We start from the raw sequence: 21,947 nt of genomic DNA, 5'->3' as shown, positions 1-21,947 counted from the left end.
ATCCGCCGTGCCGACAGGGGTCGCCATGCGCGACGTGCGCGGGCAGCTGTTCGACGCCGCCGAACGCGTCCTGCTGCGGGAGGGGCCGAGCGCGCTGACCAGCCGGGCCGTCACCGCCGAGGCGGACTGCGCCAAGGGCGTCCTGCACCGGCACTTCGCCGACTTCGACGCCTTCCTCGCCGAGTTCGTGCTGGACCGCGTGGACCGGATGGACGCCGAGGCCGCCGCCCTCCGCGACGCCGCCGGGACCGGCACCGTCGTCGGCAACCTCTCCGCCGCCCTGAGGGCCGTCTTCACGTCGGTCGCCGTCGCGATCCTCCCCCTCATCACCTTCCGGGACGAGCTGCGCGCCCGGCTGCGGCGGACCTGGCCGGCCGGCGTGCCGGTGCTCACCGAGGCCGTGGAGATGATCGCCTCCTACCTCGCCGCCGAGCGCGAACTCGGCCGCGTCGCGGCGGACGCCGAGGTCGACCTGCTCGCCCCCACCCTGGTCGGCGCCGCCCACCTGCTGTTCGCCGACCGGACCGCCGCGCCTCCGGACGACGAGGCCGTGCGCAGGACGGTCACCGGGGTCGTCGCGGCCGCGCTGCGCTGACCCTCCCCTACAGCCGTTCGACGACGATCCGGTCGTCCCGGACGGTCACCGGCGTGTCGAAGGCGGCGCAGGCCTTGGCGAAGCGGTCGATGATCCAGGCGCGGTCGGCGCCGGCGGCCAGGCGGGTGCGGCAGAAGTCCAGCCGGATCGGCACCGCCTCGATCCGGGACGGCCCGGCGGCGTCCAGCGTCACCAGGAACAGCAGGCCGAGGTCGTTGCGCAGCAGGGCGTCCACCGCGTAGTCGTCGATGAAGTCGCCCATGTCGAACACGACCGGCCACGCCACGGCGTGGAAGACGTGCGCGGAACTCCCGGCGACGAGCGTCGCGCCCGCGTCCACCAGCCTCCCCGCGGCGCGCCGGACGTAGGGCAGCGGCGCCGGGATCATGTTCGGCCCCCAGTGCGGCATGACCAGGACGGCGTCGTGGCCGCCGCGGAGCCGCCGGATCTCCTCCAGCAGGGAGCCGGGGACGCCGTCCTCCAGGTCGGCGAGGGCGACGCCCGGCCGGTCCGGTCCGGCGGCGAAATCGGCCGGATGGTCGGTGACGCCGACGACCGCGACCCGCACTCCCCCCGCCTCCAGGACGGCGGGCTCCCGCGCCCGCGGGAGGTCCTCGCCGGCTCCGACGGTCCGGATGCCCGTCCGCCGGAGGATGTCGAGCGTGTCCGCCAGCGCGTCCGGCCCGTAGTCCAGAGCGTGGTTGTTGGCGAGCGTCACGCAGTCGACGCCGAGGTCGGCGAGGGTTTCGGCCGCGGCCGGCGGCGCGCGGAAGTGGAACGGCTTGTCCGGCGCGTCCCACCGCCGCCCGCGCCCGGACACGCAGCACTCCAGGTTCACCAGGGCGAGGTCGGCCTCGTGGAAGACCTCGCGCACCTCCTCGGAGAACAGGCCGTGCGGGCCGGACGCGGCGATCTCCTCCGCCACGCCGCGTCCGAGCATCGTGTCCCCCGCGAGAGCGATCGTGATGGCCATCGCAGAACCCCCAGGACAGTCGTGCCCTGTTCGGGGACGGCTCTCACCGGTCGCGGCGAGATCGGGCGGCGCCCTCAGGAGAGCGCGCGGCCCGGGCCCTTCTTGATCTGGTCGACGAAGAGCCGGGCGAGCGCCTGCTGCCCGGCGACCGTCGGGTGGTAGCTGCGCGGCTCCGCTTCGAGCGCCGCGAGGTTCAGCGTCAGGCCGTTCATGTAGGCGTCGCGGCTGCCGACCTCGTGGCCGGCGAACGCGCTGTAGGCGTCCACGAACTCGACGCTGCCGTGCCGGTGCCCGGCCACCTTGCGCGCGTCGGCCTCCGTCACCGACTGCCGGATCACCCCGCCCAGCTCGTAGGCCCGCGCGTTCAGCCAGCGCTGGTCCGGCACGGTGATGTTGTCCCCGTCCACGCCGCTGACCTCGGAGAACGCCTTCGGGTAGGACATCACGACCACCCGCGCGTACGGCGCCCGCGCGGTGATCTCGGCCAGCAGGGCGGGCAGGCTCCGCCGGAGCTCGGCCATCCGCCGGGCGATCTCCTCGCCCTGCGCGGAGCAGCCCCGCCCCCACGGCAGCTTCACCACGCAGCCGGCGAGCACCCGCGAGAACCCGACGTCGTTGCCGCCGATGCTGAGGGTGACCAGGCTGGTGTCCCGTCCGATGCGGCCGATCTGCGGGGGTTCGCCGCCCCGTCCGTCCAGCACGTCCTCGGTGGTCGCGCCGGAGCACGCCCAGAACGCGGCGCCCTTCGCGAAACGGAACGCCCGTGAGACCTCGTGGAAGTACGCCTTGGACGTCCGGTGGCACCGGTCGAGCGGATTCTGGTCGCCCACGGTCGCCTCCGCCCCGACGCCCGCCGAGTACGAGTCCCCCAGCGCGACGTAGGCGCCCCGCGTCGCCACCTCGGCCGGGGTGATCGTCCGGGTGCCCGCGACGACGGGGTCGGCGCGCCGCTCGGGGTCCGGAGCGTGGCACCCGGCCCCGAACACCTCGCACCGCGCCGCCGGCATCGCCACCAGAGGGACGACCGCCAGCGCCAGCAGCAGCGCCAGGAGCGCGAGCGCGGCCCCCCGCTCGCCGAGACGGCCCCGCACCCACGCGACCGGGCTGATCATCGCTCTCCTCCGTGCACGCACCGGACGTCCATGGGCCAGACGTCCGCCGGGCGCCCCAGGTTCCCGCCTTTACATTGTAGATCTTTAACTGGGACGCCCGAGCGGCGCCCACATGACCAGCCGGGGGCCCAGCTCGTGCAGGCCGGCCTCGACCTCGGCGTCCCAGTAGGCCGCGATCCCCGGCCCCCACCGCTCCCGCGGCAGTTCCGCGAACCCGTGCCGGGCGTACCAGGGGCCGTTCCACGGGACGTCCCGGAACGTGAGCAGGCTGACTCCGGGCGCCCCGGCCGCGGCGGCCCGCGCCTTGACCTCCTCCAGGAGCAGAACGCCGATCCCGCGCCCCACCAGGTCTCCGCGCACCGAGATCTGCTCCAGGTGCGCGGCCCCGTCGACCTCCTCGACGGCGGCGAACCCGACCGGCGGGTCCCCCGCCACCACGATCTCCGCGCCCTTCCCGATCACCTGCTCGACCACGGTCGGGCCCGGCGGGAACACGATCCCGATCTCGCGGAACATCGCGTCCCCCGAGTTCTCGATCTCCGCCAGCCCCGGCAGGTCCTCGGCCCGCGCCGTCCTGACCTCATGCCCCATGCCGCGATCGTAGGCGCTCCCCCGGACCCCGTCCTCCCGATTATCCGGCCCCTGGTCAGGCGTAGAAGCGCATGTGCCAGTCCATCGGCGGCTCGCCGTAGGAGTCGGCGGGCGGGCTCGGGCCGAACTCGACGGCGCTGCCCTCGGCGAGGACGGCGATGGTCCCGGCGGCCTCGACGCCCGCGCGCCAGTGCTCGGGGACGGCCCGCGAACCGTACCGGGCGCCGAGGAGGTTCCCGCAGACGGCCCCCGTGGAGTCGCTGTCGCCGGAGTGGTTGACGGCGAGCAGCATCCCGCGCGGGACGATCTCCAGCGGGTACCCGCCCGCGGCCTCGGCGGCGAGCGCGGCGTGGACCGCGATGGCGAGGGCCTCCGGACCGGTGAACCCGCCGCCGAGGCTCTCCAGCCGCTCGGGCGCCGGGCCGCTGAGCGGCAGCGCCAGCGCCTTCTCCAGCGCCGCCGACGTCTCTTCGTGCCCGGCGTGCTTGCGGAGCTCCGCCATGGCGACCCTCAGCGCGTCGGCGAGGGCGGCGCCGTGGACGAGCGCCGACACCGCCACGGCGAGCGTGCCCGCGGGGAGGCGGCCGGACGGGTGGCCGTGGGTGAGCGCCGCCGTGCCCTGCCCCCGGGCGAAGACGGCCCCCGGATCGGGATGCCCGAAACCGCACGGCGCGGCCCGGACCGTCCCGGCGGAGCCCTTGGAGTCGTTGACGGGCTCGTCCACCGTGCCGAGCGGCCACCCCGGCTTGCCGCGCTCCGCCGCCCTGCGCAGCGCGGCGAGGGTGGTGCGGCCGGCGCCGCGTCCGGCCGTCACCGCCGGGTCGCGCAGCGCCGGACCGCTCACCGGCGAGTCCTGCTCCGGGATCCGCTCGCCCTGGGCGCGGAGCCACGCGAGGTAGTTCGCCTGCGCCAGCCCGAAGTACGCGCCGCCGATCCCCCTCGCCCGGGCCCGGATGGACGCCTGGACGCCCGCCTGCGCGGTGAGCAGGCTCAGCTGCGTCGCCTCCCCGATCTCCGCGCGCCGGGGAAGCCCGGTCACGCCCGCCGGTCCGCAGGCCGCGCGGATCTCGGCGAGCGACATCCCCTCCACGGGACGTCCGAGCGCCTCACCGACCGCCCCTCCGAACAGGCACCCCAGCATCCGATCGCCCGCCGTGTCCGCCATTCCCGACACGCTACCGATCACGTCCCGCCGCACCGCCCTGGAAACCCGCACCGGCGGCCCCCGGCCCCCCTCCGCCGGCAGGGTGGCGGCTCCCTCCCGGAGGGGAGCCGGATCACGCGCACGAGGGAGGCCCCGCACCGGGCGCAGGCCCTTCACTGTCCGTGCAGGCAACCGCACGACCGGAAGGGCGAACATGCTGAGGAACGCAACGGCGGTGGTCCGCCGGATGCACGGCCATACCGTCGAGGACGCGCCGCGGTGGGCGGTCGTCTCCGCCTACGCCGCGAGCCTGGTGGTCCTGCCGTCCTGCGTCTGGCGGATCGCGCTGGGCTTCGGCGCTCCGATCGGGCCGCTCCGCGGGGACGCGAGCGACGCGCGGGGCGACGTCCCCGCCTGGCTCCCGATGTGGGGATACACGATCTTCCTCAGCGTCCTCAGCGAGGCGCTGGCCTTCCTCGCCGTCGGCCTCGTCTCCCGGTGGGGCGAGGTCGTCCCGCGCCGGGTCCCCGGGCTCGGCGGGCGCAGGGTGCCGGTCCTGGCCGCCGCCGTCCCGGCGGGCGCGGGCGCCGCCCTCCTCACCGTGGGAACGCTCGTCGCCCTGCCCGGCTTCAACGACTTCACCGCCCCGGACGGGACCGCGGTGCGGCTCGAAGGCTGGAGGCTCGTCCTCTTCGCCGCCTCCTACGGCCCTCTCGTGGCCTGGGGTCCCCTCCTGGCAGCCGCGACCATCGCCTACTGCCTCCGCCGCAGACAGCGCCCCTCCCCCGCCGCCCTGACCACGCGCTGAACAGCCAACACCAGAACAGGGCCGCCCCGGCCAGCTCCCCACACCGCTGGGACAGCTAGCCCGTGGCGGCCTCGGGCTTTTGGGCATAGAGCGCGTCCCTGGCAGGACACCCAGTGCGCGCCGGAAGTGACACAGCGATGCGCCGCGGCCCTTTGCAGGCTGTTACGGGTCAGCTGGGCGCCCTTACCCAAGCGAACCACCGGCCACGACCTGAGGGCACTGAAATTGGGCTGCGTCCGGGACGTGGCCGGGGGCATGCTGAGGCATGGCGTGGAAGCTGACCGGCGATGTCGAAGAGTTCCTGGCGCGCGCGGAGGGATTCTTGTGCGCCGATCCTGTGGCGAACACTGTGCCGCTGACGGTGACCAAGGCGATCCGGACCTTGGGGCCCGGCCTGTACCCGAAGGCGCTGTTCGGCTGGTGGACGGCGGGTGACGACGTCGCGGGCACCTGCGTGTGGACGGGGCCGTATCCGGTCCTGCTGAGCGCGATGCCGGGGCCTGCGGCGTCGGAGCTGGCCGAGGTTCTGGCCGGACGCGAGCCGGCGGTCCCCGGCGTCAACGGGACGCAGGAGACCGCCGAGAACTTCGCGGACGCGTGGACCCGCCGGACCGGAAGCCCGGCCCGCGTCGCGCGGCACGAGCGGCTCCACCGGCTGGCGGGTCTCGACATGCCGGACCCGCCGCCGGAAGGCGCCGCGCGCGTCGCGGACGTCGGCGACCAGGATCTGGTGCGCGACTGGTACGCGGCGTTCCGCCGTGACGCCGGCGCCCACGGCGACCCGAACACGGCGATGATCGACGGGCGGCTCGCGGAGGGCGGCATCGTGCTGTGGGAGGCGGGCGGACGCCCGGTGGCCCTGGCGGGACGGACGCCGGCGATCGCGGGAACGGCGCGCGTGGCGCCCGTCTACACCCCCGCCGAGCACCGCCGCCGCGGCTACGGGGCCGCGGTGACCGCCGCCGTCACCCGCGCCGCCCAGGACGCCGGCGCCGAGGAGGTCGTGCTGTTCACCGACCTCGCCAACCCGACCAGCAACAGCGTCTACCACCGCCTCGGCTACCGCCCGGTCGAAGACCGCCTCGTCCTCGCCTTCCCGTCACCCACCCGCCCCTGAAGCGGCCATTCCCGCCGATCGCTCCCGGCGGGCCGGTGGGCGCGTCCGGTCTGGGCTGGGGTTCGCGGGGTCGGTGGGCCGGTGTTGCCGGCGGGGCGTCGTCGGCCGGGGGCTACTTGACGCCGGCCTCCTTCATGTCGCGGAGTTCGCGCTTGAGTTCCTTGATCTCGTCGCGGAGGCGAGCGGCCAGTTCGAACTGCAGGTCGGTGGCGGCCTGGTGCATCTGGTCGGTCATCTGCTCGATGAGGCCCTCCAGCTCCTCGCGGGGGCGCTCGCCGACCAGGTCGGCGGCGTGGCGGCCGGCCTCCCTGGTGCGGGACGCGAGGCCGGGGACGGGCGCCTTGCCGCGGCTCTGCTGGCGGCCGGCACCGCCGATCAGGGTCTCGGTGTCGGCGTCCTCGCGGGCGAGGGAGTCGAGGATGTCGGCGATGCGCTTGCGCAGCGCCTGCGGCTCGATGCCGTGCTCCTCGTTGTAGGCGCGCTGCTTGGCGCGGCGCCGGGTGGTCTCGTCGATCGCCCGCTCCATGGACGGGGTGACGGTGTCGGCGTACATGTGGACCTGGCCCGACACGTTGCGGGCCGCGCGGCCGATCGTCTGGATGAGCGACGTCTCCGAGCGCAGGAAGCCCTCCTTGTCGGCGTCGAGGATCGCCACGAGGGAGACCTCGGGCAGGTCGAGGCCCTCGCGGAGGAGGTTGATGCCGACGAGGACGTCGAAGTCGCCGGCGCGCAGCTCGCGCAGCAGCTCGATGCGGCGCAGGGTGTCGACCTCGCTGTGCAGGTAGCGGACCTGGATGCCGAGTTCGAGGAGGTAGTCGGTGAGGTCCTCGGCCATCTTCTTGGTGAGGGTGGTGACGAGGACGCGCTCGTCGCGCTCGGTGCGCTCGCGGATCTCGTGGATGAGGTCGTCGATCTGGCCCTTGGTGGGCTTGACGACGATCTCCGGGTCGATCAGGCCGGTGGGGCGGATGACCTGCTCGACGACGTCGCCCTTGACGCGGTTCATCTCGTAGGGGCCGGGCGTCGCCGACAGGTAGACGGTCTGGCCGATCCGGCCGAGGAACTCCTCCCACTTCAGCGGGCGGTTGTCCATGGCGGACGGCAGCCGGAACCCGTGCTCGACCAGCATCCGCTTGCGGGACGCGTCGCCCTCGTACATGGCGCCGATCTGCGGGACCGTCTGGTGGGACTCGTCGACGACGAGGAGGAAGTCTTCGGGGAAGTAGTCGAGGAGGGTGTTCGGGGCGGTGCCGGGGCCGCGGCCGTCGATGTGCCGGGAGTAGTTCTCGATGCCGGAGCAGGTGCCGACCTGCCGCATCATCTCGATGTCGTAGGTGGTGCGCATGCGCAGGCGCTGCGCCTCCAGCATCTTGCCCTGCCGCTCCATCACGGCGAGGGTCTCCTCCAGCTCGGCCTCGATCTGGCCGATGGCCCGCTCCATGCGCTCGGGGCCCGCGACGTAGTGGGAGGCGGGGAAGACGTACAGCTCCTCGTCCTCGGTGATCAGCTCGCCGGTGAGCGGGTGCAGGGTGGCGAGCTTCTCGATCTCGTCGCCGAACATCTCGATCCTGACGGCGAGCTCCTCGTACTGCGGGATGATCTCGACGGTGTCGCCGCGGACGCGGAAGGTGCCGCGGGTGAAGGCGAGGTCGTTGCGGGTGTACTGCATGCCGACGAGCTGCCGGAGCAGGTCGTCGCGGTCGATCTCCTGGCCGACCTTCAGCCGGACCATCCGGTCGACGTACTCCTGCGGCGTGCCCAGGCCGTAGATGCAGGACACGGACGCGACGACGACGGTGTCGCGGCGGGTGAGCAGCGAGTTGGTCGCCGAGTGCCGCAGCCGGTCGACCTCGTCGTTGATCGAGGAGTCCTTCTCGATGTAGGTGTCGGTCTGCGGGATGTACGCCTCGGGCTGGTAGTAGTCGTAGTACGACACGAAGTACTCGACGGCGTTGTTCGGCAGCATCTCGCGCAGCTCGTTGGCGAACTGGGCGGCGAGGGTCTTGTTCGGCTGCATGACGAGGACGGGCCGTTGCAGCTTCTCCACCAGCCACGCGATCGTGGCGGTCTTGCCGGTGCCGGTCGCGCCGAGCAGCACGTTGTCCTTCTCACCGGCCGAGACGCGGGCGGCGAGCTCGGCGATCGCCTGCGGCTGGTCGCCCGACGGCGTCATCTCGGTGACGACCTCGAACGGCGCCACGCGGCGCCGCAGGTCCGTGACTGGGCGCATCGACACTCCCCCTGGATTCGGCCATCTCCCTGCTCTCCCAACTGTATGCAGGGGCTCCGACATTCCGCGGCCGCGCGCGGGGGCCGCGGCCCCGGCTCAGGAGGCGGGCAGCGGGAGCCGGGCCCGGACGGCGTAGCCGCCGGCGCGGGGGCCGGCGTCGAAGCTGCCGCCGAGGGCGGTGACGCGCTCGCGCAGCCCCACCAGGCCGTTCCCGCCGGAGGGCAGCCGGTGCTCGGGCCCGGCCGTGGGCGGTTCGTTGGCGATCTCCACCTCGACCGCCTCCGGGAGGAGGCCGAGCTCCACGCGGGTGGCGGCGGCGCCGGCGTGCTTGTGGACGTTGGTGAGGGCCTCCTGCACGAGCCGGTAGACCGTCCGGCCGACGGCGGCGGGCATGGGGCGCTCCTCGCCGCGGATCGTCAGGTCCACGCGCAGGCCCGCGGCGCCGGACTGGCCGACCAGCTCGCGGAGGTGCGCCAGCGTCACCACCTGCTGCGGGAGGGCCTCCTCCCCCTGCCGGAGCACTCCGACGACGTGGCGGAGCTCCTCCAGCGCCTGGCGCCCCATGTCGCCGATGACCGAGGCGGTCTCGGCGGCCCGCGCCGGGTCGCGGACGGCGATCGCCTTCAGCGCGCCCGCGTGGACGACCATCACGCTGATGCGGTTGGCGACCACGTCGTGCATCTCGCGCGCGATGCGGGTGCGTTCCTCCCCCCGCGCGCGCTCCGCGAGCAGGTGCTGCTCGCGTTCGAGCCTCGCCGCGCGTTCCTGGAGCGAGGCCAGGAGCTGCTTGCGCGCGCCCATGTAGAGGCCCAGCAGGACGGGGACCCCGACGAACGCGATCCCGAAGATCGACTGGGCGAGGAAGGACTCCGTCGCCGCGGTCGGGGCCGGGAAGACCAGGCTGGCGACGTAGCCGCCGAGCGCGATCGCCACCACCGTGCGGCGGGACGCGGTGTAGGCGGCGAGCGAGTACAGGACGATCAGGGTGCTGAACGCTCCGGCGCCCGTGACGGTGCCGTAGACCACCGCGAACACGGCCAGCCCGACCGGGTGGGAGCGCCGCACGATCAGGGCCAGGCCGAGCACGACGCTGCAGGCGGACACGACGGGCGGGGGCAGCCAGAACTTCTGGTCGGCGAACCACAGGAAGACGCCGTCGAGCACCGCGAACGACACGGCGATCGCGATGTCGAACGCACGGGAACGCCGGGTGGGCCATGCCCCCGACCACCATCCCCGTACGCGCATGGCGACGAGCCTATAGCGATCGGAAGGGCGCCTGTCTCGCACGCGAGCGAAGCCCTTACCTGCAGGGCTTTCAAAGCGAATGGGCGCTGTGGTTACGATGACCGCGCCGGTCGTGCCGTTCGGGGGGGACGACCCTTCAGCGTCCCCGACGCCCCGGCGCCGACAAGGACGGGGAAACCGCACAATGGCCCGATTCGCCGACTGGTTCGGGAAGAACGCCGACGCAGTGATCGCGCTGGTCCTGGCGATCGTCGTGGCGGTGCTCGGCCTCGGGGTGAACCTGCCGAACGAGACCGAAATCACCAACAGCGGGATCCTCGCGGTGATCGGCCTGCTGGCGACGTCGGTGCTGCGCGACCGCGGGCGGAGGATCCCGGTCGAGGCGGAGGTGCGCGACACGCTGCGCGCCTCGTCGGCCACGCTCGGCGAGCTCGACGCCAAGCTGACCCACATCGAGGAGTTCGAGGGCGTCCTGGCCGACACCAAGCGCGCGCTGGACGAGACCACGGTCGTGCGGGTCATCAGCGGGGCGCAGGTGGCGCAGGTCCTGGCGGAGGCCCGCCGCGACACCGACCGGTGGTTCTTCAAGGGCGGGACGGGCACCTACATCCGCGCGCGCACGCTGCCCGAGTGCGTGGCCGCCGCCCGCCGGGAACGGCGGACGCTGCTGTTCCGCCTGGAGATCCTCGACCCCACGAACGTGGAGGTGTGCGAGGCGTACGCGCGCCACCGCCGCTCGGTGTCGGACGGACCGGACGCCACGGGCGAGCCGTGGACGCTGGAGCGCACCCGCAAGGAGGCGTACGCCACGATCCTGGCGGCGTGCTGGCACAAGCAGCGGTTCGCGATGCTCGACATCGACATCGGCCTCGCGCAGACGATGACGACCCTGCGCTACGACCTCGCGTCCTCGCGTGTGGTGGTCACCCGCGACGACCCGCGCGGCGAGGCCCTGGTCGTCGACAGCGCCAAGTTCTACTACAGCTGGGTGAGCGCGGAACTGCAGACCAGCCTCGACCAGGCGCGGCGCGTCCCGGTCGAGCAGGCCAGGCTGGCGCCCCTGGACGACGAGCCGACCGTGGAGGAAGCGCGCAAGCTCTTCGAGGTCATCGGAATCGACCTCGCGCAGGGCTATACCGACCGCGACGTCATCGAGATCATACGAAAGGCCCTGCGGGCCAAGGACCCCTACGAGTGACCCCGCCCGGGCCGGGGGGACGGCCGGTGCGGAGGGTGTCGGCGAAAGGTGAGGCCGCCGGAGTGAAGTACGAGGAGATCCGCGAGGAGATCCACGCCGGTACCGCGGCGCGGACGCTGCCCGCGTGGGCGGGGCGGATCCTCGGCGGAGCCCTGGAGGACGCCGCGGCGGGCCGCTCCTCCGTTCCCGCGGTGCGGCATCCCCTGGGCTTCCTGTGCCTTCCCCTGGAGCGCAGCGGCGACTTCGGGGTGTGCCTGCACATCTGGACGCCGGAGGTGCGTCCGGCGCCGTCCACCACGTCGCCGGTCCACTGCCACAGCTGGGACCTGCTCAGCTTCGTCCTGTACGGGACGGTCCGGAACGTGCGGATGGACGTCAGCGAGGCTTCCGCAACGGGGACGCAGCAGGTCTTCGAGGTCGTGAGCCAGGGCGACCTGGACGAGCTGAGGGCGACCGGGAGGGCCGTCCACTGCGCCCCCGCCAGGTCCAGCACGCACCGGACCGGGGAGTCGTACACCCTGCCCGCCGGTGTCTTCCACAGCACGCTCATAGAGGACGGGCTGGACGCCGCCACGGTCGCCCTCGGCCGGCTGACGCCGGGCGGGGGCGACCTGTCGCTCGGCCCTCTGGACGTTCCCAGCCACAAGGTGCGCCGCTCGCTTTCCGCCCACGCCGACACCCTGCGGGCCCTGCGGCGCTCGGCCCGCAGGATCGCCGCAGCCCACTGCTCACCGCGCCGGTAGCCGGACGCCGGATCCCACTGGAGAGGCCCGATGAGACCCACGACCCCGTCAGCGGCCCTTCCGGTCGATCTCTCCGAGGCCCGCCGCGTCGCGGTGGAGGCGGCGGAGGCGGCGGGCGCGCTGCTCAGCGCCCGTGTGGACGGCCCTCTCGGCGTGCGGCCGAAGGGCGCGGGCGGGGACGTGGTGACCGAACTGGACACCGCCGCCGAGGATCTGATCGTCGGGCGGCTGCGGGCCGCGTACCCGGGGCACAGGATCATCGCCGAGGAGTCCGGGATCCTCGACGGCGCGCCCGGCGAGGAGATGGTCTGGCTCGTCGACCCGCTGGACGGCACCAACAACGTGGCGATCGGCATGCCGGTGTACGCGGTCGGGCTCGCGTTGTGCGCGCGCGCCGAGCCGGTCCTGGGCGTCGTGCACGACCCGGTGAGCGGCCGGACGTGGTCGGCGGTGCGCGGGCGGGGCGCCCTGGGCCCGGAGGGGCGGCCCCTGACGCTGGCCGACCGCCCCCGGCCGGGGCGGGAGAGGAACCCGCTGCTGGCCTGGACGCAGGGCCACCAGGTCGGCGCGGGCGATCCGGTGGCGTTCGCCATGCGCTCGGCCCTGGAGCTGCGGTGCGCGCGCATGCTGCAACTGTGGGCGCCGCTGGTGGCGTGGACGATGCTGGCGCGCGGCGACATCGACGGCATCGTCGGGTACCTGCCCGAGATCGTGGACCTGCCCGCCGGGATGCTGGTGGCGGCCGAGGCGGGCGCCGAGCTGCGCCGCCTGGACGGCGCCCCGTACGAGCTGGGCATCGACCGCCCGGCGTCCGAGCTGGGCTTCGTGGCGGCGCGTCCCGAACTGCTCGACCGGCTCCTGGAGACCACGGCGAAGATCGACCCGCAGGGCGGGCGCGCCTCCCTCGCCCGGTGAGCCCTCCCCCGGGCGTGCTCAGCCGGTCAGCAGGAGGACTCCGACGGCGGCGGCCGAGCCCGTCACGGCCAGGACCGTTCCCGCCAGGACGAACGTGCGCATCGGCACGCGCACGTCCCAGCGCCGGCACCACTCGAACCACAGCAGCGTGGCCAGCGACCCCCAGGGCGTGATGACGGGCCCCACGTTCGTCCCGACGAGCAGGGACAGCAGCTGGTCCTTGTTCGGGGCGGGCACGGCCGATTCCCCTGCCACGTAGGCGGGGAGGTTGTTGAGGACGTTCGACAGCCCCGCCCCCGAGAACGCCGCCCGGACCGCCCCGGCCGTTCCGCCGTCCTCGCCGATCAGTGCGCGCATGGCGTCGTCCAGCCCGAAACGCTCCAGAGTGGGGACGACGAGGAACAGCCCGGTGACGAACACCATGAGCTGCCAGGGGATGAGAGCGGGGCGCAGCGCCGACCGGTCGCGCACGGCGAAGGCGACCACGGCCACGACGGCGGCGGCGGTCGCGGCGACGCCGAGCTGGATCCCGGTGTGCACGCCGGCGAGGATCGCCCCGATGAACAGCAGGCACGCGGCGCCGGTGGCGGAGAACAGCACCCGGTCCTGGACGGGCGCCGGAGCGGGCGGGTCGTAGGTCTCCTCCCCGCGCATCCGCCGCCGCCAGTAGAAGACCCACAGCAGGACCATGGTCACGGCCAGGACCGCCAGCTGCGGCGCCCACATGCGCGCGGCGAACGCCCGGGTCTCCAGCGCCACGCGGTCGGCGGCGAGCAGGTTGGTCAGGTTGGACACCGGGAGGAGCAGGCTCGCGGTGTTGGCCAGCCACACCGTCGTCATGGCCAGCGGGAGGGTCGCGATCCGCGCGCGCGCCGCAAGGGCCAGCATGACGGGGGTCAGCAGTACCGCGGTCGTGTCCAGGTTGAGGAAGACGGTGGTGAGCGACGCGAACGCCACGCACAGCAGGAACAGCGCGGCGTAGTTGCCGCGGCCGGCCTGGGCCATCCGCTGCGCGATGGCGTCGAAGACCCCTGCCTCCTTGGTCAGCTCCGCCAGGATGATGACGCTGAACAGGAAGAGCAGCAGGGGCGCGATCCGTCCGACGCTGGAGCGGGCCGTGTCGGCGGGCAGCAAGCCGGTGGAGACGAACACAAGACCGAGCCCCAGGACGGCGATGCGGATCCAGTCGAGGACGCCCAGGGAGCCCGCGGCGCGGCGGAGGGCCTCGGTCGGAGGGGGCGGCACGCGCGTCATGATTCCACAGGCGGCCGGATGACTGCGTTCCGGCCGTGCTCCGCGCGATACTGGCGCCATGACGACCCCCGGCCACCCCCAGGAGCGCCCGACCGACTTCTTCATCAGCTACTCGCCGGCCGACGAACGGTGGGCGTCGTGGATCGCCTGGCAGCTGGAGGCCGCCGGGCACCGCACGATGATGCAGGCGTGGGACTTCGTGCCCGGGACCAACTTCATCGACTACATGGACCGGGGCCTGTCGGAGGCCAAGGTCGTGGTGGCGGTGCTGTCGCGCAACTACCTGCGCTCGCGGTACGGGCGGATGGAGTGGATGGCGGCGCTGCGGGCCGACCCGGACGACCCGGCGCGCAAGCTGGTCACGGTCCGCATCGAGGACTGCCCGATCGACGGCCTGCTCTCCACGATCACCTACGTGGACCTGGTGGGGGTGGACGACCCGGACGAGGCGCGGCGGCTGCTGACGCGCCGGATCCAGCAGGCCCTCGCCGGCCACGCGCGCCCCCTCGACGGCCCTGGCTTCCCCGGAGCCGGGCAGAACCGTCCCGGGCCGCTTCCCGGTGGCCGGGAACCGCTGATAGGCCGTCTGGAGGAGACTGACGGACCCGGAGGCGGGGGCGGCCGGCCCGGGCCTGCCGGAGAGCGGCCCGCCCGGCGGGCGCCCGTCGCCGCGCCCGCGTTCCCCACGGCCGACACCGGGCACGAGCCGCGCGAGCACCTGACCGTCCTGCACGTCTCCGGTCCCCGCTTCGGCCGGACGCTGGCCGAGCCCGGCGAGCCGACCACCGCGGTGGAGCTGCAGGACCGGATCTGGAGCGACGTGACGCGGCTGGCCGACGCCGGAGTGCCGCGGCCCGACCTGCTCGTCGTCACCGGGAACCTCACCCACTCGGGAAGCCGCAAGGAGTTCGCCGAGGCGCTGTCGTTCCTGACGAGCCTGCGCGCGCTGCTGGGGCTGGAGGCGCAGCGCGTCGTGGTGGTGCCCGGCACCCACGACGTCACCCGCGCGGCCTGCCAGGCGTACTTCTCCAGCTGCGAGGCCGACGACATCGAGCCGCAGCCGCCGTACTGGCCCAAGTGGCGGCACTACGCGGGCCTGTTCAAGGAGTTCTACCAGGGCATCGACGCGCTCATCTTCGACAGCGCCCAGCCGTGGACGCTGTTCCCCGTCCCCGACCTGAAGGTCGTGGTGGCGGGGCTCAACTCGACGCTGCCGCAGTCCCACCGCGAGGAGGACCGCTACGGGCGCGTCGGCCAGGCGCAGGCCGCCTGGTTCAACCAGCGGCTGCGGCACTTCGAGGACGAGGGCTGGCTGCGCCTCGGCGCCGTCGAGCACACGCCCATCACGGGCGAGCCGGGCGCGCTGCGCGATCCCGAGACGGTGGAGACGCTCCTCGCCGCCCACATCAACCTGTTCTTCCAGGGGACCGAGTCGGAGTACGGCGCCGTCCCCGTGCTGGCCACCGGCGACGTCCCGTGCGTCCCGGCGCTGGGCCCCGGCCGGCACCAGCTCGTCGTCGTGCGCGGTGACGGGCTGGAGCGCTGGATCCCCGAGGACGCCGCCAGGCGCGGCCCGGAACGCCTCGAACGGTCCTGGACGGCCGTGGGCGGAACGTTCCCGCCGCCCCTCGCGCAGACCCCTCCCGCACCTCCCTCCCCCGAACTCGGACCCGGCGGCGACGGCACCGCCGACCCCGTCCCCGATCCCACGGGGCGCCTGCTCGACCGCCTGACGGAGGCGTGCGAGACGCGCTTCGAGCGCGCCACCATCCGGCGCGTCGTCCCGCCCGCGCGCGAGGACGGCCGCTCCGACCCGCCGCACCTCCTGCTCACCCACCTGGAAGACGGCTTCGTCCGCCAGTACCGCATCGGCGCCCACGTGGGGCAGGTGACCGAGGCGGACGTGGACGCGTTCGTCCGGCACGTGCACGCCGACGGCACCGACCACGGCTCGGAACTGGTGTACCTGGGGCCGGCCCCGGCCCGGTCCCTGCGCGACGACGCGCTGCGCCGCGGCATCCGGGTGCGCAGCCTCACCGAGTTCCAGGGCCTGGTCGACCTGTCGGAGTACGTCGCGGCCCAGACGGGGCGGCTGTCCGCCGGCGGGCTCTACCCGCCGGCCCTGTACGTCCCCCAGCGCTACCGGGAACTCGACCGGTTCCTCCCGGAAAGCGGCCCCGGCGACGGGCGCCGGTCGGGCGCGGACGTCCACGACGACGTGGTCGGCGAGATGCTGCGGCTGCTGGCCGCCGACCACGGGCGGTTCCTGCTGCTGCTCGGCGACTTCGGCCGCGGCAAGACCTTCGCCCTGCGAGAGCTGGCCCGCCGCATCCCGGAGGAGCTGCCGCACGTCGTCCCGATCCTCATCGAGCTGCGGGCGCTCGACAAGGCGCACTCCGTGGACGGCCTGGTCGCCGCGCACCTGGCCAACCACGGCGAGGAGCTGATCGACCTCAAGGCGTTCCACTACATGCTCCGCCAGGGCCGCATCGTCCTGCTCTTCGACGGGTTCGACGAGCTGGTGACGCGGATGACCTACGACCGGGCCGCCGACCACCTCGACACGCTGCTGCAGGCCGCCCAGGACAAGGCGAAGATCGTCGTGGCGAGCCGGACGCAGCACTTCAAGTCCCAGGCGCAGGTGCTCACCGCCCTCGGCGAGAAGGTCGGCGTCCTGCCGCACCGCCGCGTCCTCTCCCTGGAGGAGTTCACGCCCCCGCAGGTCCGCTCGTACCTGGTGAACCGGTACGGCGACGAGGACGCCGCCGAGGACCGGCTGACCCTGCTGGCCGGGATCGAGGAGCTGCTGGCGCTGACGTCCAACCCGCGGATGCTGTCGTTCATCGCCGACCTGCCCGAGGAGCGGCTGCGCGCGGTCGCGCAGGCGCGCCGCGCCGTCAGCCCCGCCGACCTCTACCAGGAGATCCTGTCGTCCTGGCTCGCGTACGAGGCCGAGCGGGTCGGCGGCGCGGGCGGCCCGTCCGGGCTGGAGGTCGACGACATGTGGCAGGCCGTGGGGACGCTCGCGCTGCGGCTGTGGGAGGGCAACGAGCAGTTCCTGCGGCTCGCCGAACTGGCCGACGTCGCCGACGCCCTCACCGGCCTCGCCGGGGGACGGATGTCGCCGCACCAGGTGACCCACGCCGTCGGCGCCGGAAGCCTGCTCGTGCGCACCCCCGAAGGCCTGTTCGGCTTCATCCACACGTCCGTCATGGAGTGGCTCGTCGCCCGGCACATCGCGGACGAGTTCGCCAAGGGCGAGGAACCGGCCGCCCTCGGCCGCCGCGCCCTGACCCAGCTCGCCGTCGACTTCCTCTGCGACCTCGCCGACACCCGCGCCTGCCAGGAATGGACGGCCCGGGTGCTCGCCGACCCCGAGGCCGACGACATCGCCCGCGCCAACGCGATCCGCATCACGACGCGGCTGCGCACCCCCGCCCACACCGACCTGCGCGGCGCCCGCCTGCAGGGCGAGGACCTGTCCTACCGCGACCTCCAGGAGGTCGACCTCACCGGCGCCGACCTCACCGACGCCCAGCTCGTGGGCGCGAACCTCTCGCGCGCCGTCCTGCGCGACGCCTCGCTCGCCGGGGCGCGCCTGGACGAGGCCACCCTGACCGGCGCCGACCTGCGCGGCGCCGACCTGTCCCGGGCCCGCCTCGCCCGCGCCGACCTGCGGGACGTCGCCGTCGAGGGCAGCCGCTGGACCCGCGCCGCCCTCGTCGACGCCGCGCTCCCCGACCGCGTCGCGGCCGCCCCCGAACTGCGCGAGGCGGCGATCGCGCCGGGCCGCCCGATCGACATCCAGGTCGCGCCGGCCGCGGTGGGCGTCCCCTACGGCTTCCACTTCCAGACCAGCCGCCTCCCCCAGCCGCTCGCCTACAGCCCCGCGGGCTCCGTCCTGGCCATCGGCAGCGAGGACGGCGGCGTCCTCGTCTGCGACGCCGTCACGGGCACGCCGCTGCGCAACCTCCAGGGCCACACCGACCGCGCCTACGCGGTCGCCTTCGACGGCGCGGGCGGCCTCCTGGCGAGCGGGTCCGCCGACGGCTCCGTCCGCCTGTGGGACCTCGCCACCGGCCACACCGCGCACACCTTCGCCGTCCACCCCGACGGCGTGTGGCCCCTGGTCGTCGGGGGACGCTCCCCCGCGGGCGGCGACCTCGTCGCCGCCGGCGCCGCCGACGGGACCCTCAGAGTGTGGGACACCGTGTCCGGCCGGCTCCTGCACGAGCTGCCCGGGCACACCGCCCCCGTCTACACCGCCGTGTTCGACCCCGCAGGCTCGCTCATGGTCACCGGTGACGCGGGCGGCACGCTGCGCGTCTGGGACCTCGCCACCGGCGCGCTGCGCCGGGAGCTGGCCGGCCACCACGGCGCGGTGTTCCGCGCCGTGTTCCACCCTGACGGCTCCCTGCTCGCCGCCGGGGACGAGGCGGGCGTCGTCCGGCTCTGGGACATCCGCACCGGCGAGATCCGCCAGGAGCTCCTCGGCCACACCGGCCGCGTCTACGCCATCGCGTTCCACCCGGACGGGGCCCTCCTGGTCACCGGCGACACCGACGGGTCCGTCCGCATCTGGGAGGACGGACGGCAGCGCGGCGCCCTCACCGGCCACGGCGGAGGGATCTACCAGGCCGGCTTCAGCCCGGACGGCGGTCGCCTCGCCACCGCCGACAGCGCCGGCTCCGTCCGCCTGTGGGACCCGCTCACCGGCCGGCAGCGCCTCGAACTGGCCGGGCACCGCGGCGCCGTGTGGCCGTTCGCGTTCCGCCCGGACGGCTCCCAGCTCGCCACCAGCAGCAACGACGGCACGGCGCGGCTGTGGGACGCCGAGACCGGCCAGTGCCGCGTCGTGCTGCGCGGCCACGGCCGCCGCGTCACCGGCGTGGCGTTCAGCCCCGACGGCGGCATGCTCGCCGCCAGCGGCAACGACGGCCTCGTCCGGCTCTGGGACCCGCGCACCGGCCGGATGATCCGCGAGCTGCGCGGCGTCGCCGACAACCTCACCTCCGCGGCGTTCAACACCCGCGACTCGCAGCTCGCCACCGCCACCAACGACGGCGGCGTCCACCTGTGGCAGGCCGGGACGGGCACGTTCGAACGCGAACTGAACGTCGAGACCGACCACGTCTGGGCGCAGGCGTTCGCGCCGTCCGGGGACGTCCTCGCCACCGCCAACGACGACGACTCCGTCCGGCTCTGGTACTGGACGAGCGGCCGCGAGATCGTCAACCTCGCCGACCACCGGGGCCGCGTCCGCTCCATCGACTTCCAGCCCGGCGGCGCCCTGGTCGCCACCGGCTGCGACGACGGCGTCGTCCGCCTCTGGAGCCCCAGCACGGGCGAACTCTCCGCCGCGCTGCGGGGCCACGGCGACCGCGTGTACCAGGTGTCGTTCTCACCGTCCGGGGAGACGCTCGCCAGCGCCGGCAACGACGGCACCGTCCGCCTCTGGGACCCGTCCACCGGCGACCTCCTGCACACCCTCACCGAGCACACCGGGCGCCTGTGGACGACCGCGTTCCACCCGTCCGGGGCGATGCTCGCCAGCGCGGGCGACGACCTCGTCGTGCGCCTCTGGGACCCGTCCGACGGGCGGCTGCTGCACACCCTCACCGGCCACACCCGCCGCGTCTGGTCCGCGGCGTTCAGCCCGGACGGCTCCCTGCTCGCCACCGCGGGCGACGACGGCGCCGTCATCCTGTGGGACGTCACCGACCGCACCGCCCCCGCGCGCCGCGCCACCCTCCTCGGCCTGGCCGAGGGCTGGGCCGCCCTGGCCCCCGACGGACGCTACAAGTGGGAGGGCAACGCCACCGCCGAGTTCTGGTACGCCGTGGGCCTGTGCCGCTTCGAGCCGGGCGAGCTCGACGCCTACCTCCCCGAGGTCCGCCGCCTCCCCCTCGACGCCCCGTTCTAGGGGGCGGCGCGGCCGGTGAGCGAGGCCCAGAGCGCGTCGACCTGGGTCTTCAGGTCGGCGAGGGTGCCGGAGTTGTCGATGACGTGGGTGGCGACGGCGCGGCGGTCGGCGCGGGACGCCTGCGCGGCCATGCGGGCGCGGGCGTCCTCCTCCGTCATGCCGCGGCGGGCGACGAGGCGGTCGAGCTGGACCTCCTCGGGCGCGTCCACGACGACGACCTCGTCGTACATGCCGGCCAGGCCGTTCTCCGCCAGGAGGGGGACGTCGTAGACGACGACCGCGTCCGCGGGGGCGGCGTCCATCAGCTCCTGCATCCGCTCCCCCACCAGCGGGTGGACGATCGCGTTCAGGGCGGCGAGCCGGTCCGGGTCGGCGAACACGATGCGGCCGACCTTCTCCCGGTCGAGGGCGCCGTCCGGGAGCAGCACGTCCTCGCCGAACTCCGCCACCACGGCGGCGAGACCCGGGGTGCCCGGCTCGACCACCTCGCGGGCGATCCTGTCGGCGTCGATGACGACCGCGCCGTGACCGCGGAGCCGCCTCGACACCTCGCTCTTGCCCGAACCGATCCCGCCGGTGAGTCCCACTTTCAGCACGGGACTCACCCTAGCGGCGCGGCGGGCGAGGGGTTCCGGCGGCTAGGCGGTCCCGGCGGGGACGAGTGTCTTGCGCATGTGGACGAGGGTGAGGTGCGCGGCGACGCGCTCCCGGTGCGTCTCGGAGTAGCCGAGCCGCCGGTACAGGCGCACGTTCGCCTCGCTGAGGTGGCCGGTGAACAGCACGCACGCGTCGGCGCGCCCGGCGATCTCGTCCTCCAGCTCCGTCATCAGGCGCCGCCCGAGGCCGCGGCGCTGCAGGTCGGGGGCCACGACGAGCCGCCCGACCAGGCACGTGCGGTCGCTGAACTGGGCGCGGACGGCGCCGACGAGGCGGCCGTCCATGACCGCCTTCAGGACCACGGCGTCCCCGGCCAGCACCTTGCGCAGCTGCTCGGCCGACTCCACCAGCGGGGGGATGAACGGGTCGCCGTACAGCTGGGCCTCCGTGACGTAGGCGGCCCGCTGCACGGTCATCATCTCCCCCGCGTCCGCAGGGGCCGCCCGCTCGATCGCGACCGTCTCAGCGCTCATGCGCCGTCACCTCGCGGGCAGCCGCCCCCTCGCGCCCCCCGGTTCGCTTCACTCATGTCCCGACCCTAGGGGCAGGCGCCGCCCGCGTCCGCTCACCGGCCGATCCGGACGGTCACCGCGACCGGGTAGTGGTCGGAGGCGTCGGACTCGGGCACGTCGTAGTCGGTGACGAGCACGCCGTCCGACCCGAAGACCCAGTCGGTGCTGGTGCCGTCGGACCTGGTCGGGTACTGCTCGCCGCCGATCGCGGTGTTGCGCAGGTCGGTGCCGTCGGTCATCGCGGTCAGCTCCGGGCTGCCCGGGCCCGCGTTGAAGTCGCCGCCGATGATCGTGCGGGGCGCGCCGCCCCACGCCCGCAGCAGCGCCGCGATCTCCCGGGCCCGCTCGCCGCCCCGGTCGTCGCCGCCCTCCAGGTGCGTCGACCACACGTCCACCGTGGTCGGGCCGACGGCCAGCCGCGCCCACACGTAGCCGCGGATCTGCGACCAGTCGCCCTTCGGCATCCGGCCCGTCCCGGAGCTGCGCACCGGCAGCGACGTCAGGATCGCGTTGCCGAACTGGCCGTCGGCGGCGGGCCCCCAGATCAGCTTCATGCCGAGGCGCCGCGACAGCCACACGGCGACGTCGGTGGTGCCGGACAGCAGCGACCCGCGCCCGGCCTCCTGCAGCAGGACGACCTGCGCGCGCTGCCCCTCGATGACGCGGGCGACGCCCTCCGGGTCGAGGCGGCCGGACTGGTTGACCGCGTCGTGGATGTTGTAGCTGAGCACCCGCACCTGCCCCGCGGCGGGCGCCGCCGGGGCCTCGCCGTCCGGCGCGGCCACGGTGAACACGAGGGTGCCGGCCAGCAGCACCAGCGCGGCGGCGCCGGCGGTGAGGGCCCGCAGCGGGGCGCGGGAGCAGCTCCGCTCGCAGCTTGGCGTTGCTGGAGGCGTCGATGACCGTGCTGGCGAGCACGGTCGGCAG

17 protein-coding genes are annotated in these 21,947 nt (G+C 74.3%); 7 read left to right on the top strand and 10 right to left on the bottom strand.

Going from position 1 to position 21,947, the window contains the following annotated elements; translation table 11 throughout:
- Positions 1–7 precede the first annotated feature (7 nt).
- Entirely contained in the window at positions 8–595 is a 588-nt protein-coding gene (locus tag ABWI04_RS08910; RefSeq protein WP_353832054.1) for a TetR/AcrR family transcriptional regulator, read from the top strand.
- Between the two features lie 7 nt (positions 596–602).
- On the opposite strand, the gene ABWI04_RS08905 is transcribed toward ABWI04_RS08910, so the two are convergent.
- The 4 genes from ABWI04_RS08905 to ABWI04_RS08890 all read right to left on the bottom strand — a co-directional run bounded on the left by ABWI04_RS08905 (position 603) and on the right by ABWI04_RS08890 (position 4,436).
- The gene (locus ABWI04_RS08905) at positions 603–1,568 is read right to left on the bottom strand and encodes a CapA family protein (protein WP_345175332.1); all 966 of its coding nucleotides are present in this window, start codon (positions 1,566–1,568) and stop codon (positions 603–605) included.
- 74 nt (positions 1,569–1,642) lie between these two features.
- Entirely contained in the window at positions 1,643–2,680 is a 1,038-nt protein-coding gene (locus ABWI04_RS08900) for an SGNH/GDSL hydrolase family protein (RefSeq protein WP_353832053.1), read from the bottom strand.
- Between the two features lie 84 nt (positions 2,681–2,764).
- On the bottom strand, positions 2,765–3,271 hold the full coding sequence (locus ABWI04_RS08895) for a GNAT family N-acetyltransferase (RefSeq protein WP_345175336.1): 507 nt from the start codon (positions 3,269–3,271) through the stop codon (positions 2,765–2,767).
- 55 nt (positions 3,272–3,326) lie between these two features.
- A complete protein-coding gene (locus tag ABWI04_RS08890) occupies positions 3,327–4,436 on the bottom strand; it encodes an ADP-ribosylglycohydrolase family protein (RefSeq protein ID WP_353832052.1) in 1,110 nt (369 codons plus the stop codon).
- Between the two features lie 193 nt (positions 4,437–4,629).
- On the opposite strand from ABWI04_RS08890, the gene ABWI04_RS08885 reads away from it, so the two are divergent.
- Both ABWI04_RS08885 and ABWI04_RS08880 read left to right on the top strand, forming a co-directional pair.
- The gene (locus tag ABWI04_RS08885; RefSeq protein ID WP_353832051.1) at positions 4,630–5,223 is read left to right on the top strand and encodes a hypothetical protein; all 594 of its coding nucleotides are present in this window, start codon (positions 4,630–4,632) and stop codon (positions 5,221–5,223) included.
- Positions 5,224–5,584: 361 nt separating this feature from the next.
- Positions 5,585–6,340, top strand: a complete 756-nt coding sequence (locus tag ABWI04_RS08880; protein WP_353832049.1) for a GNAT family N-acetyltransferase — start codon at positions 5,585–5,587, stop codon at positions 6,338–6,340.
- A 112-nt stretch (positions 6,341–6,452) separates the two neighbouring features.
- Here ABWI04_RS08880 and uvrB read toward each other — a convergent pair whose 3' ends face one another.
- Entirely contained in the window at positions 6,453–8,570 is a 2,118-nt protein-coding gene (gene uvrB / locus ABWI04_RS08875) for an excinuclease ABC subunit UvrB (RefSeq protein ID WP_353832048.1), read from the bottom strand.
- Positions 8,571–8,666: 96 nt separating this feature from the next.
- On the bottom strand, positions 8,667–9,818 hold the full coding sequence (locus ABWI04_RS08870) for a sensor histidine kinase (RefSeq protein WP_345175344.1): 1,152 nt from the start codon (positions 9,816–9,818) through the stop codon (positions 8,667–8,669).
- A 184-nt stretch (positions 9,819–10,002) separates the two neighbouring features.
- Here ABWI04_RS08870 and ABWI04_RS08865 point away from each other — a divergent pair, with 184 nt between their 5' ends.
- Genes ABWI04_RS08865 through ABWI04_RS08855 form a run of 3 tightly spaced genes read left to right on the top strand, consistent with a single transcriptional unit; the run spans position 10,003 to position 12,674 of the window.
- The gene (locus ABWI04_RS08865; RefSeq protein ID WP_345175345.1) at positions 10,003–11,016 is read left to right on the top strand and encodes a hypothetical protein; all 1,014 of its coding nucleotides are present in this window, start codon (positions 10,003–10,005) and stop codon (positions 11,014–11,016) included.
- A gap of 35 nt (positions 11,017–11,051) precedes the next feature.
- Positions 11,052–11,759: a hypothetical protein gene (locus tag ABWI04_RS08860; protein WP_353832047.1), complete on the top strand. Its 708-nt coding sequence runs from the start codon at positions 11,052–11,054 to the stop codon at positions 11,757–11,759.
- A 30-nt stretch (positions 11,760–11,789) separates the two neighbouring features.
- Positions 11,790–12,674 carry an inositol monophosphatase family protein gene (locus ABWI04_RS08855; RefSeq protein WP_345175350.1) on the top strand — a complete coding sequence of 295 codons (885 nt, stop codon included), beginning with the start codon at positions 11,790–11,792 and terminating at the stop codon, positions 12,672–12,674.
- A gap of 18 nt (positions 12,675–12,692) precedes the next feature.
- On the opposite strand, the gene ABWI04_RS08850 is transcribed toward ABWI04_RS08855, so the two are convergent.
- Positions 12,693–13,919 (bottom strand): ArsB/NhaD family transporter, encoded by a 1,227-nt coding sequence (locus tag ABWI04_RS08850; RefSeq protein WP_353832046.1) that lies wholly within the window; start codon positions 13,917–13,919, stop codon positions 12,693–12,695.
- A gap of 67 nt (positions 13,920–13,986) precedes the next feature.
- Between ABWI04_RS08850 and ABWI04_RS08845 the strand changes: the two genes are divergently transcribed.
- Positions 13,987–19,851, top strand: a complete 5,865-nt coding sequence (locus ABWI04_RS08845) for a WD40 domain-containing protein (RefSeq protein ID WP_353832045.1) — start codon at positions 13,987–13,989, stop codon at positions 19,849–19,851.
- On the opposite strand, the gene coaE is transcribed toward ABWI04_RS08845, so the two are convergent.
- The 3 genes from coaE to ABWI04_RS08830 all read right to left on the bottom strand — a co-directional run.
- Positions 19,848–20,447 (bottom strand): dephospho-CoA kinase, encoded by a 600-nt coding sequence (gene coaE, locus ABWI04_RS08840; protein WP_345175357.1) that lies wholly within the window; start codon positions 20,445–20,447, stop codon positions 19,848–19,850. The two genes, ABWI04_RS08845 and coaE, sit on opposite strands and share 4 nt — an antisense overlap.
- Positions 20,448–20,489: 42 nt before the next feature.
- On the bottom strand, positions 20,490–20,981 hold the full coding sequence (locus ABWI04_RS08835) for a GNAT family N-acetyltransferase (protein WP_345175358.1): 492 nt from the start codon (positions 20,979–20,981) through the stop codon (positions 20,490–20,492).
- A 92-nt stretch (positions 20,982–21,073) separates the two neighbouring features.
- The coding region (locus tag ABWI04_RS08830) for an endonuclease/exonuclease/phosphatase family protein (protein ID WP_353832044.1) at positions 21,074–21,947 on the bottom strand (874 nt) is incomplete at its 5' end.

Source organism: Actinomadura sp. NPDC000929, from assembly GCF_040492065.1.
Lineage (GTDB): Bacteria > Actinomycetota > Actinomycetes > Streptosporangiales > Streptosporangiaceae > Spirillospora > Spirillospora verrucosospora.
This window is presented reverse-complemented; position numbering and strand designations above follow the sequence as displayed.